Below are 14,919 nucleotides of genomic sequence, written 5' to 3'. Positions count from 1 at the left end.
AATGTTGAGAGGTTAAAATAGAACCAACTTCTAAAGGATGTGGCAAAATGAAAACTCTTCAATACCGCAAGAACTTACCAAAACTTGTTACTTTGATTTCTATGGGATTAGCCACTGTTCCTGCTGAAAGCTTTAAACACAAACAATCATCATTAATCCCGAATGCTCAACATTCTTTGACTTCACCTATATCCAATCAACTTGTTGCTATTCCAATTGGCGATGCCACTGAAAGAATGTGTAAATTAGCTGAGTTACTCAGTAATGATTTAAATAACCTAAAAAAAGAATGGGAGAAATACCATCATTCATTTATTAGTCAACGCGCTTATAAATACATAAATAAAAATATAAAAGATATAGATAGCTCTTTAGTCGATATAAAAGCCATCCTTGCATCATATTCAAATAGTGATGTCCCTAAAAAAGAAAGCATACTCTTATTTGGTCGCTCTTTAGCCGTTTATAGAAGTATATTAACTGAAGTGATTTCATTTATAGAACAAACTCAACAGCCATTAAAAACAACAAATAAAAAACCCAATGTAACTGATGCTGATATGCGAAAACTAATACAAGCTGAACATATAAAATTAGGTCTTAATAAGCCTAAGTTTGATAGTAATTGATATTTTATGATTCAAATATCAATACATGCTGATATTGAACATAAAACTATCGCCAATGAATATGCTCACTTATTAAAACTTTGGAAAGAAGACAATATATTGTCCAATTATTTAGGCGCTAATGGTCGCTGGGAAAATAATGCTAAATTATGTCAATCACTTATTTCTAAAATACATATTAGAATGCCACTTGAACCTGAACGGAATAAAAAGACGCCACAAATACAAAGAAAATCGAATCACTACTTGGTTTACTGTCAACATTGGCTTTATCCAAACAGATATCAAATTATTGCTATTATGTCACCCAATGCTCATAAAATAGCAAAAACATCATTTCTGACCATATTAGAGAAAAGAGCAGAAGAATTTCAAAATAATTTCTGACAAGTTATTAATAGCACCCAAAAAGCCACTTTTCAGTGGCTTTTTTATTTTTAATATCAAATCATTACCATTTTATTTTTTACGATACACTTTAACGTTCTCAAAACCTTGTTCACGTAAATAAAGTGCTTGTAAGCGGCTCATCATTCCGCGATCGCAATAGAGCAAATAAGTTTTGGCTTTATCTAAATCACCAAACTGAGTGCTTAATTTATAGAAAGGTAACTCTTTAACATCAACACCGTCTATTTTTAATGGTGAAGTTTCTTGCTCTTCAGGTGAGCGGATATCCAAAATAACATCGTTAGCACCAAATTCAGATACCATCTCAACTTCAGTAACTTGCTGTACAGTTTCTTCTGCAATACGACGAATATCCATATTCTTGGCGTTTTCAACAACGCTATCAAGAATAGAAAAATCAAACTTCTCTTCTTCTGCTTCGATTTTCGCTTTGACCGCTTTCACTGTTGGGCTTTTTGAAATAACACCACAAAATTCTGGCATCGTGCGAGCAAAATCTTCTGTACCTATTTGGCGAGCAATATTGATAATGTTTTCTTTATCATGTGTGATAAGAGGGCGTAAAATTAACGTATCTGTCGCATTATCAATTAAACGTAAGTTCGTTAAGGTTTGACTAGAAACTTGGCCTAATGCTTCACCTGTTACAATAGCTTGAACACCATAACGCTCAGCAACACGAGATGCAGCACGTACCATCATACGTTTTAATACAACGCCCATTTGACCATCATCGACTTTTTCTAAGATTTCTGCGACAACAGGTTCAAAATCAACCGCAACGAAATGCACTTTATGAGAACGGCCAAAGCGATTCCATAAATAATGAGCAACTTGCTTAACACCAATTTCGTGCGCAGAGCCACCTAAGTTAAAGAAACAATAGTGAACACGGCTACCACGACGCATCAGCATATAACTTGATACGCCAGAGTCATACCCACCAGAAATCAACGACAATACATCTTCTTGCGTACCAATAGGGAAGCCACCAATACCTTCATAGCGCGCATTCACTAAAATAAGTTTATCATCTTCAATTTCTAAATTAATGGTGACATCTGGACGCGTTAATTTCACTTTTGCGCTTTCTACGTGCTGGTTAAAACCACCACCAACATAACGCTCAACTTCATTTGACGTAAAACTGTGCTTACCACGACGTTTGGCACGAACACAAAATGTTTTGTTTTCCACTAAATGCTTAAACGCAGCAAAAGTTTGCTCAAAAATATTGTGCAGATCAGTATACGGATGCTCTTCTACTTGTAAAAAGTGATGAATACCAGGAATACGTGTTAGTGCATCACATACCGCTTCACTTTTGCTTTCATCTTTACTAACAACAACAATGTTATCCCAATTGCGGACAACCGTAATTTCATCACCTAATGTATTAAGTACATTACGAATATTGCTAGTGAGAATTTTGATAAAACGTATACGAACTGATTGGCTTTTGATCGTAATTTCGGGGAATAATTTAATAATAAACTTCATAGTCAATGGTCATAGGTTATTAAGTAGAAACATAAACTACAGTGATGTTAATTGACTGGAGTTTATAAAAGTCACAAAGTATATCACCAATATTTAGGGCTCACCCGCAAAAATCATCGACTGAATAAGAAATTTTCTTCTTACTTGTAGTAAGATGATCGCTATTATTCAGCGCTAACATGCTTTATTATCAAAAATATTATGGCTAAGAAAACGACACCAATTAACGAAGACATCGCACAAGCACCAAGTTTCGAAGCATCTATGCAAGAACTTGAGCAAATCGTAAACCGTTTAGAATCCGGTGAACTCCCTTTAGAAGAAGCGCTTAATGAATTTGAACATGGCGTTCGTCTAGCCCGTGTTGGACAAAAAACATTACAAGACGCTGAACAGCGTGTTCGTATTCTTCTAAAAGAAGACGATAATGCAACTCCTGATGATTTAATCCAAGAGGCAGAATAATTGAGTAACGCAACTTCAAGTACGGATGCGTTCCGTCATAAATTAGATTCCGCCCACCAGCGTGTTGATGATGCATTAAACCAAGCACTATCAGCTTTACCATTCAATGACATGCCTCTAGGTAAAGCCATGCATTATGGTGCTCTTTTAGGTGGAAAGCGCTTACGTCCATTCCTTGTTTATGCAGTGGGTGAAATGTTTAAAGTCCCTGCACTTAACCTTGATGCACCTGCTGCTGCAGTAGAATGTATTCACGCTTATTCTCTTATTCATGACGATTTACCTGCGATGGATGATGATGATTTACGTCGTGGTAAACCGACATGTCATATTGAATTTGGTGAGGCCAACGCAATTTTAGCGGGTGATGCATTACAAACACTGGCCTTTGAGATCTTAGCAAATAATCCAATGCCTGATGTTGCAATGGCCGATCGCGTTGCAATGATTTCAGAATTAGCAACAGCCAGCGGGCTTGCAGGTATGTGTGGCGGTCAGGCTCTTGATCTTGAAGCCGAAGATAAATCGATTGACCTCGCATCTCTTGAAAAAATCCATTTACACAAAACAGGTGCATTAATTCGTGCAGCTGTTCGCTTAGGCGCATTTAGTGCTGGCTCCAAAGGCCATGACGTATTACCCGCACTAGATAAATATGCCCACTCTATTGGCCTTGCATTTCAAGTACAAGATGACATTTTAGATGTCATTGGCAGTACGGAAGAGACAGGAAAACGTCAAGGTAGCGACCAAGAGTCAGGAAAAAGCACATATCCGGCACTCCTTGGATTAGAGCAAGCTCAAAAGAAAGCACAGGAATTGTATAACGAAGCACTGGATGCCTTAGCGTTTCTTGAGCAATACGAGTACGATACGACCACGCTTAAACAATTAGCGAGTTTTATCGTCGAACGGAAAAACTAATAAAAAATAAAAAGAGCAGCTTACCTGTTCTTTCCCTATTACAAGTGATTAATTAATAGGCATCACATGAGCATTGATATCGAAAAATATCCCACATTGGCGTTGGTTGAAACGCCAGAAGATTTACGCCTATTACCAAAAGAGAGTTTACCTAAACTCTGTGATGAGCTAAGGCTATTTCTTCTTAACAGTGTCAGCCGCTCAAGTGGTCACTTCGCCTCAGGTTTAGGTGCTATTGAGTTAACAGTTGCTCTTCATTACGTCTATAAAACCCCTTTTGATAACCTGATTTGGGATGTTGGTCATCAGGCCTATCCTCATAAAATCTTAACGGGTCGCCGTGACCGCATTGATACTATCCGTCAAAAGAATGGGCTACATCCCTTCCCTTGGCGTGAAGAGAGTGAATACGACAAGCTTTGTGTCGGTCACTCTTCAACCTCTATCAGTGCGGGTCTTGGCATGGCTGTTGCCGCTGAGCAAGAAAAGCTGAACAGAAAAACAGTTTGTGTCATTGGTGATGGTGCAATTACTGCGGGTATGGCTTTTGAAGCAATGAACCACGCAGGGGATATTGAACCAGATATGCTCGTTGTACTTAATGACAATGAGATGTCAATTTCAGAAAACGTGGGTGCATTGAATAATCACCTTGCACAATTGTTGTCTGGCAAACTGTATACCACCTTGCGTGAAGGTGGAAAAAAAGTCTTTTCTGGTATTCCACCCATTAAAGAATTACTGAAAAAGACTGAAGAACATATTAAAGGCATGGTTGTTCCAGGCACCATGTTTGAAGAGTTGGGCTTCAACTATATCGGCCCAGTTGATGGTCATGATGTTATTGCGTTAGTACAAACACTCGCCAATATGCGTGATCTAAAAGGCCCTCAGCTTTTGCATATTATGACTAAAAAAGGTCGTGGTTATGCCCCTGCTGAGCGTGATCCTATTAGCTGGCACGCTGTACCTAAGTTTGATCCACAAGCAGGTACATTACCTAAAAGCCCGAATGCACGACCTACATTTTCCAAAATTTTTGGTGACTGGTTATGTGAAGAAGCCTCTACCGATCCAAAACTCATGGCAATTACCCCGGCTATGCGTGAAGGCTCTGGTATGGTGCGTTTTTCAAAAGAATATCCATCACAATACTTTGATGTTGCGATCGCAGAACAACATGCCGTTACCTTTGCTGCAGGTTTAGCCATTGGTGGTTATAAGCCGATTGTTGCTATCTACTCAACATTCTTACAACGCGCTTACGACCAAGTGATCCACGATATTGCCATTCAAAAACTCCCTGTTTTATTTGCTATTGATCGTGGTGGTATTGTGGGAGCAGACGGTCAAACTCACCAAGGTGCTTTTGATCTCTCATTTTTACGCTGCATTCCTAATATGGTTATTATGGCGCCAAGTGATGAAAATGAGTGTCGCCAAATGCTTCATACCGGTTATCACTATCAAGATGGTCCTGTTGCCGTGCGCTATCCAAGAGGCTCTAGTGTTGGTGCACAATTGCAACCACTTAGTTCACTACCTATGGGTAAAGGTATTATTCGTCGCCAAGGCAAAGGTATTGCGATCCTAAACTTTGGTACATTACTACCAGAAGCGTTAGAAGTCGCTGAGAAACTTGATGCTACTGTGGCTGATATGCGTTTTATCAAGCCTCTTGATAAATCACTTATCCTCTCTCTGGCTGAACAGCATGATATGTTAGTAACGCTAGAAGAGAATGCCATTATGGGTGGTGCTGGCAGTGGTGTTAATGAGTTACTCATGCAAGAACGTTGCTTAGTACCTGTCTTAAACTTAGGCATACCTGATCTGTTTGTACCACAAGGTGGACAAGAAGAGATCAGAGCTGACTTAGGATTAGATGCAGAAGGTATTGAGAAATCAATTAAAGCTTATCAAGCTAATTGATTGAATTAAAATGATTAAAAACCTCTCCTGATTAACTACAGGAGAGGTTAATGTATTTTCTAGGCTGTGATTTATCTATTTTTATATACTGATTTACGCCTTCACACCCCCATATTGTCGCCCCATTATAATTTTGTCCGTCATCACATTTTTATGTAATTCACTGAAAACAACCACTTCCAGCCTTGAATCCATTCAGCGTTAATTTATTCAATTAGTTAGATTTTTCTTTCTTTTTGTTTGTCAACGAAACGTTTCGATCATGCTCACAATATGAATAAATCAAACTTGTTTTCCCGCCTTTCTTTTCTACTATATATACAGCGAAACGTTTCGCTGAGGAGGAAACATGAAAAAAGGTGTATTACTTAATAGTCCTATTTCGAGTCTCATTTCACGTTTAGGACACACTGACAAAATCACTATTGCAGATGCCGGATTACCTATTCCCTCCTCTGTTGAACGTATTGATCTTGCTCTTACTCAGGGCATTCCAGACTTTATGTCTGTGTTGCAAACAATCACTCATGAGATGCAAGTCGAAGCCGTGATGCTGGCGGAAGAAATTAAAACCATCAATCCCTCTCTGTTTAATGAAATCATCTCTTATCTCTATTTATTAGAACAAGAGCAGAAGAAGTCTATTCAAATAATGTATGTTTCACATGAAGCATTTAAAAATCAACTCACTGAAAATAAAGCGGTTATTAGAACCGGTGAATGTACGCCTTATGCCAATATTGTGTTGTTTTCTGGTGTGACTTTTTGAGGACAATATGAAACCTTTACTTGAACTTAAAGATATTGATAAGTCATTCCCAGGTGTAAAAGCACTATCAGGCGCGACTTTGCGAATTTACCCCGGTCGAGTAATGGCTTTAGTCGGTGAAAATGGTGCAGGAAAATCAACACTGATGAAAGTACTCACTGGGATCTATAAAAAAGATGCCGGCGAGGTCATTTATCAAGGTGAAAGTTGTGCTTTCAATGGTCCCAAATCTTCCCAAGAAGCAGGGATAGGCATTATTCACCAAGAGCTTAACCTTATTCCAGAATTAACCATCGCAGAAAATATTTTCTTAGGTCGTGAGTTTACACGTACTTTTGGCGCTATCGATTGGAAGAAAATGTATGCAGAGGCTGATAAGTTGTTAGCCCGATTAAACCTTGCTTACAGTAGTCACCGTTTAGTATCTGAATTATCGATTGGTGATCAGCAAATGGTAGAAATCGCCAAAGTGCTTAGCTTTGGTTCCAAAGTGATTATTATGGATGAACCGACAGATGCATTAACTGATACTGAAACTGAATCACTATTTAGTGTTATTCGTGAACTAAGAGATCAAGGCTGTGGCATTGTTTATATCTCACATCGATTAAAAGAGATCTTTGAGATTTGTGATGATGTGACTGTACTGCGAGATGGTCAGTTTATTGGTGAAAAACCTGTCGCTTCATTAAAAGAAGACACTCTTATTGAAATGATGGTGGGTCGTAAGTTAGAAGACCAATACCCTCGTATTAATATCCCTCAAGGAAAAACCAAACTTAACGTCATTAACCTCAGTGGCGACGATGTTCACGATGTCAGTTTCTCATTACATGAAAGCGAAATTCTGGGTATTTCAGGATTAATGGGAGCTGGTCGTACTGAGTTAATGAAAATTATCTACGGCGCATTACCCAAAACTAATGGCACCGTTGAATTAGATGGTAAACCCTGCCAAATCAAAAAGCCTGTTGAAGGACTGGAACAAGGCATTGTTTACATCTCTGAAGATAGAAAGCGTGATGGTTTAGTGCTTGGCATGTCAGTAAAAGAAAATATGTCTCTGACTGCACTTCGCTATTTTAGCCGTGGTATGGGTGTGCTTAATCATAAAGAAGAGCAACTCACTGTCGGTGATTTTATTAAATTATTCAATATAAAAACCCCTTCAATGGATCAAACTATTGGCTTTTTATCTGGGGGAAATCAACAAAAAGTGGCTATCGCAAGAGGCCTAATGACTCGCCCTAAAGTACTTATTCTTGATGAACCCACTCGTGGCGTTGATGTGGGCGCTAAAAAAGAAATTTATCAGCTAATTAATAAATTTAAACAAGAAGGATTAAGCATCATTTTAATTTCTTCTGAAATGCCTGAGGTAATGGGAATGAGTGACCGTATTTTGGTTATGCATGAAGGTCGTATTAGTGGTGAGTTTTCTGCTCACAATGTCACACAAGAAATGCTAATGGCAGCGGCTGTTGGTAAACAATATGACGCTAAAGTAGGAGTTTGATATGAGCACAAATTCAATTCCAGCGTCAAAACGTTGGTTCTCAAAAGCTTGGCTATTAGAGCAAAAATCGCTGATTGCATTGCTACTTCTGATTGCGGTGGTTTCGACACTCAGTCCTAATTTCTTTACCTTAAATAATATTTTCAACATCCTACAACAAACCTCAGTTAACGCCATTATGGCGGTTGGAATGACGCTGGTTATTTTAACATCTGGTATCGACCTATCTGTTGGTTCATTGCTTGCACTAACAGGTGCTGTTGCTGCTTCTATGGTGGGTGCGGATGTTAATGCACTTGTTGCTGTTGTTGGCGCATTAGCATTAGGTGCCGCTATTGGTGGTGTAACAGGAATTATCGTTGCTAAAGGTAAAGTTCAAGCCTTTATTGCAACCTTAGTCATGATGTTATTGCTGCGCGGTGTTACTCGCGTTTATACCGACGGTAGCCCAATTAATACCGGATTTAGCGATAATGCCGATCTGTTTAGTTGGTTTGGTATTGGTCGCCCGTTTGGTATTCCAACCCCAATTTGGCTGATGATGATTGTCTTTTTGAGCGCATGGTATTTATTACATCACACTCGTTTAGGTCGCTATATCTATGCTCTAGGGGGTAATGAATCTGCCACTCGCTTATCGGGCATTAGCGTCGATAAAATCAAAATCATCGTTTATTCATTATGTGGTTTATTAGCTGCCCTTGCGAGTGTCATTGAAGTTGCTCGACTCTCATCAGCGCAACCAATGGCAGGTAATGGTTATGAGCTAGATGCGATTGCCGCCGTTGTTCTGGGTGGTACCAGTCTTGCAGGCGGTAAAGGTCGTATTATCGGTACATTAATTGGTGCTCTTATTCTAGGCTTCTTAAATAATGCACTGAATTTATTAGGAATATCATCAAACTATCAAATGATAGTAAAAGCGGTGGTCATCTTACTTGCTGTTTTGGTAGATAACAAAAAATAACTCTCTATTCTCTTAATCCGAACCCCGACAGGAACTTATATTATGAAACTCAAAAAAATGGCGACACTTCTTTCTGTTGTTGCATTAAGCGCCACAATCAGCGCCAACGCATTTGCAAAAGAGTCGATCGCGCTTGTTATCTCAACACTTAACAACCCTTTCTTTGTCACCATGAAAGACAGTGCACAGAAAGAGGCAAATAGATTAGGTTACGACCTTGTTGTTCTAGATTCTATGGATAACCCGGCTAAAGAGCTTGCTAATGTGCAAGATCTCACAGTGAAAGGCACACGTTTAATGCTTATTAACCCAACAGATTCAGATGCTGTGGGGAATGCCGTTATTTTAGCCAATAAAGCCAAAATCCCAGTTATCACCTTAGACCGTGTTGCAAACAAAGGTGAAGTTGTCAGCCACGTCGCTTCAGATAATCGCCTTGGTGGTAAAATGGCGGGTGATTATATTGCTGAAAAAGTAGCTAATGACGCCAAAGTCATTCAACTAGAAGGGATCACTGGCACATCTGCATCTCGTGAGCGTGGTGAGGGCTTTAAACAAGCAGTTGATGCCCATAAACTGAATGTACTTGCAAGCCAACCCGCTGATTTTGACCGCACAAAAGGTCTTAACGTGATGCAAAATCTGTTAACTGCGTATCCTGCGGTCCAAGCTGTTTTTGCACAAAATGATGAAATGGCATTAGGTGCATTACGCGCATTGCAAACTGCTGGTCGTACCGATGTATTAGTAATTGGTTTTGATGGTACAGATGATGGGATCAAAGCGGTAAACCGTGGCATGTTAGGTGCAACCATTGCTCAGCGTCCAGACCAAATTGGTATTATCGGTATCCAAACTGCAGATAAAATTCTCAAAGGCGAGAAAGTGGATCCAACAATTCCTGTTGAGCTTGAGTTAGTTATTAAAAAATAACAACAATAAATACCACGGAGTAATATTGCTCCGTGGTGGCTTTAATCATTAAAACACGTTTTCACAAGGATAAAGGCTATGACAACACCTCGCCTTGCTGTTCTAGGTAGCATCAATGTTGACCACATTATGAATATTTCACAATTTCCAAAACCCGGTGAAACCATTATTGGTCATCAATACAAAATAGCCTTTGGTGGTAAAGGTGCAAATCAAGCCGTTGCTTGTGGTCGCAGCGGTGCTGATATTACCTTTATTGCTTGTGTCGGTGATGATGCAATTGGCAGTGAAATAATCTCTCAGCTTAAAACAGATAATATTCATATCGATGCAATTAGTATTATTCCACAAACACCAACAGGTGTTGCGATGATCCTTGTTAATGAACAAGGTGAAAACGTAATTAGCATTGTTGCAGGTGCTAATGGCGCACTAACACCTACACATTTTCAGCAGTATCATCATGTTGTTGAGCATGCCGATGCCTTACTGATGCAATTAGAATCACCACTAGAGACTGTGTTTGAAGCTGCGAAACTGGCAAAATCACATCAAACCAAAGTCATTTTAAATCCCGCACCAGCACAACCTTTATCGGATGAATTTCTGAGTTTTATTGATGTTATCACTCCAAATGAGACGGAAGCCGAAATATTAACAGGCGTTTCTGTGCATGATGAAGCGGGTGCAGCAAAAGCTGCCGAAATTTTACATCGTAAAGGTATTAAACAAGTGCTTATCACTTTGGGTAGCCGTGGCGTATGGTTTAGTGAACAAGGAAAAGGCATGATAATTCCTGGATTTCGTGTCGATGCTGTTGATACCATTGCCGCAGGTGATACATTTAATGGTGCATTTGTCACTGCAATATTAGAAGGGAAACCTTCCGTTGAGGCTATCCGTTTTGCTCACGCAGCAGCTGCAATTGCAGTTACACGTCATGGTGCGCAATCTTCGGTTCCTTGGCGTCATGAAATCGAATCATTTTTAGCAGAGCGAGCATAGTACTTTGGCAACAATGAAAGATGTCGCCCGTTTGGCGGGCGTTTCGACATCAACTGTTTCTCACGTTATCAATAACAATCGTTATGTTAGCGAAGGTATTCGTAAAAAGGTTAACGATGCTATCGAAACCTTAAATTACGCGCCTTCTGCTTTAGCACGCAGTTTAAAAATGAACTGTACTCACACTATTGGAATGTTAGTCACAGCCAGTAGTAACCCGTTCTATGCAGAAGTTGTGCGCGGTGTTGAACGTAGCTGCTATGAAAAAGGTTATAGCCTTATTTTATGTAACACCGAAGGGGATTACGAGCGCATGGATAGCAGCCTTGAAACCTTGCTACAAAAACGTGTTGATGGCTTATTATTGATGTCAACAGAAGCCAGAGCCCCCTCTCATGAAGTACTAAATCGTTATCCTCGTTTACCTATGGTTATGATGGATTGGTCTCCGTTTGAATATGGGGGAGATATTATTCAAGATAACTCTCTGCTCGGGGGAGAAATCGCAACCAATTATCTGATTGAAAAAGGCTTTACTGAAATTGCATGTATTGCAGGCCCACAAGATAAGCTTCCTGCAAAACATCGTTTGCAAGGTTATTACAATGCGATGCAAAAAGCAGGATTAGCTATTCGAGAAGAGTTTGTGTTAACCAGTGATTTTGAATTTGCAGGTGGATTTAGCGCAATGCAAAAATTACTCTCACTTTCTGTCTTACCACAAGCTGTTTTTACTTGTAACGATGCAATGGCTGTTGGTGCTTATCAAGCTATTTATCAAAGAGGTTTGCGTGTACCTGATGATATTTCCGTCATGGGTTATGACGATATCGACCTCGCCTCTTATATGATCCCTCCTCTTTCTACGATCCACCAACCCAAGGATGAATTGGGAAAACTGGCTGTCAGCCAATTATTACATCGCATGGAAAATATTGATGCTGATGACAATGTTCTAGTGCTTACACCCAAACTTATAGAGCGTGGCTCGGTAATAAATAATAGAAAATAACCTATTACATTAATAGGTTACTAGGATGTGTATATATTTAATACAACAAGTTTGGTATCCTATAAAAACTGCTACATACTTATGCTATGTAGCAGTAATTGATAAGAGCTATTACTATGATCCAGCATGGCAAAGTATTTATGAGTAATAGAACACAAAACGTTCGTTTACCCGCTGAGACTCGCTTTCCTGATGATGTAAAAGAAGTTTTTGTTCGCATCAAAGGAAAAGAAAGAATAATCACACCAATACAAAATGCATGGGATAGCTTTTTCTTATCTGAAAAGTCTGTAACAGATGATTTTTTATCTGAAAGACCCGATCAAGTTACAAGTGAAAGAGAATCCTTTGATAATTAAATACCAGTTAGATACAAACATCGTTATATTTACCATTAAACGTAGACCTGAGTTTTTGCTACCGAAATTCAATAACATGCTGAGCAATTAGCTATTTCTACAATCACACTCGCTGAGCTCATTTTTGGTGCTGAAAAAAGTTTAAATTCAGCTAAAAACTTAGCTACAGTTAACGACTTTGTATCTAGACTCACTGTTTTATCTTACGATGAATTAGCTGCTTTTCATTATGGGGAAATCAGAGCAACACTTGAGAAATAAAGCAAACTCATTGGTGATAATGATTTACATATAGCAGCACATGCCAGAAGTAAAGGGCTTACAAATAATACTCGATAATTTGAAAGAGTTGATGGTTTAAGGATTGAGGATTGGACTCATCATTAACTCAAATACAAAACTTATAGAGTATGCCTCGGTAAGTAATCTTATAAAACAATAACAAGAAAATTAACACTATTATTGATAATACTCTCATTTAAGATGAGGGCATTTGTTTTTAGCTTTATTTGTAAAATTATTTCTTTAATATCATTAAGTTAATTAATAATTAAAACCACTTTTGTTTATCTTTATTTTCTATTTAACTCTCTATATCTAATCTACTTTTCCTCACTTGTTATGTCATCCCCTGTGAAAGATGCAAATTTCCATCAAATCTATTATACTATCGCCCTTTCACATTATCAGAAGCGGTACCATTTAGAGAATTGCTTAGAACTTTCACTCTTAAACGATAATGTGTCCTTTAATTTATGGGGCAAGTGTTATCCTCATTGTGACGATTAATCACTTCCCATTTTGATAAAATTTGAGAGTATTATTATGTCATTACCTTCTTGTCCTAAGTGCAATTCAGAATACACCTATGAAGATGGTGCAATGTATGTTTGCCCTGAATGTGCACACGAGTGGAACGATGCAGAACCAACCGTTGATAACGATGAATTAGTGGTTAAAGATGCTAACGGTAATTTATTAGCTGATGGTGATTCAGTGACTGTGATTAAAGATCTGAAAGTCAAAGGCAGCTCAACCATGCTAAAAATTGGTACTAAAGTAAAAGGTATTCGTTTAGTGGAAGGCGACCATAACATTGATTGTAAAATTGATGGCTTTGGGCCAATGAAGTTAAAATCTGAATTTGTGAAAAAGAACTAAGATAATTAATAATACCTTTATTAATTCATTCAGATATTTTCAGTATTATTAAAGGCGCTTAATCAGCGCCTTTTTATATAAATAGATATTTAAGTATTTAAGTATTTAAGTATTTAAGTATTTAAGTATTTAAGTATTTAAGTATTTAAGTATTTAAGTATTTAAGTATTTAAGTATTTAAGTATTTAAGTATTTAAGTATTTAAGTATTTAAGTATTTAAGTATTTAAGTATTTAANGTATTTAAGTATTTAAGTATTTAAGTATTTAAGTATTTAAGTATTTAAGTATTTAAGTATTTAAGTATTTAAACATCATAATTATTTTCACTTTTCTCTCTCAACACTATAGAATAATTAAATTCTCTTTTTAATTAAATCATACAATTACAACTAATGACAACGATTATTTCTCAGGATTTAACATTTGTAGCTGCCGATAGATTATGGACTGATTGTGATGATAATCCTGCGCCTCCTCCTTTTAAAAAGTTTTATATCCTTGATGATAGCATTATATTCTATTCAGGTTATATCAACGCAATATTAGCGATATTGGCATTTTATATTGGAGATAATATAGGAATAGATGAAGAATACGCTACATTAATAGGTATTCTTTCAAATATGGATGAAGATATCTGTGAATTTATTGAAGTAGATAGAACTAATGGGGAAGTTGTCTATTTTCAAGGTGCAATTACACAAGAAAACGGTAATTATATTTTTTATGGTGCAGGCTCCGGCTCTGAATATGCAATTGAATGTTATATTAATAGTATTCAAGTTATCACTATAAATGGTCAATATTATGATTTTATCAAATATGGTGATCATTTTATTAAAATAAGTATGGATTCAGCATCCACAAGAGATCGATGTTCAGGCGGTGGCTATGATTATATTAAGTGGCTAGAAAAAGATCTCATTATCGATAAACTTAATTGGTTAGATACGGGAACAATAGAGCAATATAATCAACAAATTCTCGACTTAATTAGAGAAAATTGTGGTAATAAAAAAGAACTGAGTGAACTAATATTAATGATGGATGATGAACGAGAAAGAGATCAAGAGGAATTAGAGAGAGAAATCAAATCTATTGACAGCTTATTTTCTCATGAGCATAATCCAACCAAGGATCCACAACTAAAAGGAGACTCTCGCATGAATGGCTCAACTAAACCCCAAACAAGAGTTGCAGTGAAAACATCAGGCGCAAACAGAGGTGTTGTACTCGATATAGCTTCAATAAAAAATCGTATAGCTAAACGTAAAGCTGCGAGAAGCTAATTAGCGATCTCTTCAAAATATTCTCAAAGGCGCTTATTAAGCGCC

Annotated in this window: 15 protein-coding genes and 1 pseudogene; 15 read left to right on the top strand and 1 reads right to left on the bottom strand. The window is 37.8% G+C overall.

The window, feature by feature from the left end; genetic code table 11:
• Positions 1 to 47 precede the first annotated feature (47 nt).
• Positions 48 to 629 (top strand): hypothetical protein, encoded by a 582-nt coding sequence (locus tag CBE70_RS10025; RefSeq protein ID WP_100159241.1) that lies wholly within the window; start codon positions 48 to 50, stop codon positions 627 to 629.
• 6 nt (positions 630 to 635) lie between these two features.
• Positions 636 to 1,016 carry a type II toxin-antitoxin system YafO family toxin gene (locus tag CBE70_RS10020; RefSeq protein WP_100159240.1) on the top strand — a complete coding sequence of 127 codons (381 nt, stop codon included), beginning with the start codon at positions 636 to 638 and terminating at the stop codon, positions 1,014 to 1,016.
• 72 nt (positions 1,017 to 1,088) lie between these two features.
• Here CBE70_RS10020 and thiI read toward each other — a convergent pair whose 3' ends face one another.
• Complete coding sequence (gene thiI, locus CBE70_RS10015) at positions 1,089 to 2,540, bottom strand: tRNA uracil 4-sulfurtransferase ThiI (RefSeq protein WP_100159239.1); 1,452 nt, start codon at positions 2,538 to 2,540, stop codon at positions 1,089 to 1,091.
• Positions 2,541 to 2,741: 201 nt separating this feature from the next.
• Here thiI and xseB point away from each other — a divergent pair, with 201 nt between their 5' ends.
• The 13 genes and pseudogenes from xseB to CBE70_RS09950 all read left to right on the top strand — a co-directional run bounded on the left by xseB (position 2,742) and on the right by CBE70_RS09950 (position 14,874).
• On the top strand, positions 2,742 to 3,005 hold the full coding sequence (gene xseB / locus CBE70_RS10010; protein ID WP_100159238.1) for an exodeoxyribonuclease VII small subunit: 264 nt from the start codon (positions 2,742 to 2,744) through the stop codon (positions 3,003 to 3,005).
• Entirely contained in the window at positions 3,006 to 3,929 is a 924-nt protein-coding gene (gene ispA, locus CBE70_RS10005) for a (2E,6E)-farnesyl diphosphate synthase (protein WP_100159237.1), read from the top strand. It abuts the gene before it with no gap.
• Positions 3,930 to 3,995: 66 nt separating this feature from the next.
• Complete coding sequence (gene dxs / locus CBE70_RS10000; protein ID WP_100159236.1) at positions 3,996 to 5,861, top strand: 1-deoxy-D-xylulose-5-phosphate synthase; 1,866 nt, start codon at positions 3,996 to 3,998, stop codon at positions 5,859 to 5,861.
• A 349-nt stretch (positions 5,862 to 6,210) separates the two neighbouring features.
• Entirely contained in the window at positions 6,211 to 6,630 is a 420-nt protein-coding gene (gene rbsD / locus CBE70_RS09995) for a D-ribose pyranase (protein ID WP_100159235.1), read from the top strand.
• A 7-nt stretch (positions 6,631 to 6,637) separates the two neighbouring features.
• On the top strand, positions 6,638 to 8,146 hold the full coding sequence (gene rbsA, locus CBE70_RS09990; protein WP_100159234.1) for a ribose ABC transporter ATP-binding protein RbsA: 1,509 nt from the start codon (positions 6,638 to 6,640) through the stop codon (positions 8,144 to 8,146).
• A gap of 1 nt (position 8,147) precedes the next feature.
• Positions 8,148 to 9,113, top strand: coding sequence for a ribose ABC transporter permease (gene rbsC / locus CBE70_RS09985; protein ID WP_100159233.1), 966 nt, complete (start codon positions 8,148 to 8,150; stop codon positions 9,111 to 9,113).
• A 42-nt stretch (positions 9,114 to 9,155) separates the two neighbouring features.
• On the top strand, positions 9,156 to 10,046 hold the full coding sequence (rbsB, locus tag CBE70_RS09980) for a ribose ABC transporter substrate-binding protein RbsB (RefSeq protein WP_100159232.1): 891 nt from the start codon (positions 9,156 to 9,158) through the stop codon (positions 10,044 to 10,046).
• Between the two features lie 78 nt (positions 10,047 to 10,124).
• Positions 10,125 to 11,051, top strand: a complete 927-nt coding sequence (rbsK, locus tag CBE70_RS09975) for a ribokinase (protein WP_100159231.1) — start codon at positions 10,125 to 10,127, stop codon at positions 11,049 to 11,051.
• A gap of 4 nt (positions 11,052 to 11,055) precedes the next feature.
• A complete protein-coding gene (gene rbsR / locus CBE70_RS09970) occupies positions 11,056 to 12,063 on the top strand; it encodes a ribose operon transcriptional repressor RbsR (protein WP_198585712.1) in 1,008 nt (335 codons plus the stop codon).
• A gap of 116 nt (positions 12,064 to 12,179) precedes the next feature.
• Positions 12,180 to 12,422 (top strand): type II toxin-antitoxin system VapB family antitoxin, encoded by a 243-nt coding sequence (gene vapB / locus CBE70_RS09965; RefSeq protein WP_100159229.1) that lies wholly within the window; start codon positions 12,180 to 12,182, stop codon positions 12,420 to 12,422.
• Positions 12,415 to 12,761: pseudogene (locus tag CBE70_RS09960) on the top strand (PIN domain-containing protein). The gene vapB and the pseudogene CBE70_RS09960 overlap by 8 nt, the downstream one beginning before the upstream one ends.
• 486 nt (positions 12,762 to 13,247) lie before the next feature.
• Positions 13,248 to 13,583, top strand: a complete 336-nt coding sequence (locus CBE70_RS09955) for a zinc ribbon domain-containing protein YjdM (RefSeq protein ID WP_088493703.1) — start codon at positions 13,248 to 13,250, stop codon at positions 13,581 to 13,583.
• A gap of 394 nt (positions 13,584 to 13,977) precedes the next feature.
• Complete coding sequence (locus CBE70_RS09950) at positions 13,978 to 14,874, top strand: hypothetical protein (protein WP_100159228.1); 897 nt, start codon at positions 13,978 to 13,980, stop codon at positions 14,872 to 14,874.
• Positions 14,875 to 14,919: the final 45 nt, after the last annotated feature.

The organism is Proteus columbae, from assembly GCF_002777965.1.
GTDB classification, from domain to species: domain Bacteria; phylum Pseudomonadota; class Gammaproteobacteria; order Enterobacterales; family Enterobacteriaceae; genus Proteus; species Proteus columbae.
This window is presented reverse-complemented; position numbering and strand designations above follow the sequence as displayed.

What these genes read in the sequence shown, in the direction of transcription:
- CBE70_RS10025 (WP_100159241.1), top strand. Translation starts at nt 48, where the DNA reads ATGAAAACTCTTCAATACCGCAAGAACTTACCAAAACTTGTTACTTTG.
- CBE70_RS10020 (WP_100159240.1), top strand. Translation starts at nt 636, where the DNA reads ATGATTCAAATATCAATACATGCTGATATTGAACATAAAACTATCGCC.
- thiI (WP_100159239.1), bottom strand. Translation starts at nt 2,540, where the DNA reads ATGAAGTTTATTATTAAATTATTCCCCGAAATTACGATCAAAAGCCAA.
- xseB (WP_100159238.1), top strand. Translation starts at nt 2,742, where the DNA reads ATGGCTAAGAAAACGACACCAATTAACGAAGACATCGCACAAGCACCA.
- dxs (WP_100159236.1), top strand. Translation starts at nt 3,996, where the DNA reads ATGAGCATTGATATCGAAAAATATCCCACATTGGCGTTGGTTGAAACG.
- rbsD (WP_100159235.1), top strand. Translation starts at nt 6,211, where the DNA reads ATGAAAAAAGGTGTATTACTTAATAGTCCTATTTCGAGTCTCATTTCA.
- rbsA (WP_100159234.1), top strand. Translation starts at nt 6,638, where the DNA reads ATGAAACCTTTACTTGAACTTAAAGATATTGATAAGTCATTCCCAGGT.
- rbsC (WP_100159233.1), top strand. Translation starts at nt 8,148, where the DNA reads ATGAGCACAAATTCAATTCCAGCGTCAAAACGTTGGTTCTCAAAAGCT.
- rbsB (WP_100159232.1), top strand. Translation starts at nt 9,156, where the DNA reads ATGAAACTCAAAAAAATGGCGACACTTCTTTCTGTTGTTGCATTAAGC.
- rbsK (WP_100159231.1), top strand. Translation starts at nt 10,125, where the DNA reads ATGACAACACCTCGCCTTGCTGTTCTAGGTAGCATCAATGTTGACCAC.
- vapB (WP_100159229.1), top strand. Translation starts at nt 12,180, where the DNA reads ATGATCCAGCATGGCAAAGTATTTATGAGTAATAGAACACAAAACGTT.
- CBE70_RS09955 (WP_088493703.1), top strand. Translation starts at nt 13,248, where the DNA reads ATGTCATTACCTTCTTGTCCTAAGTGCAATTCAGAATACACCTATGAA.
- CBE70_RS09950 (WP_100159228.1), top strand. Translation starts at nt 13,978, where the DNA reads ATGACAACGATTATTTCTCAGGATTTAACATTTGTAGCTGCCGATAGA.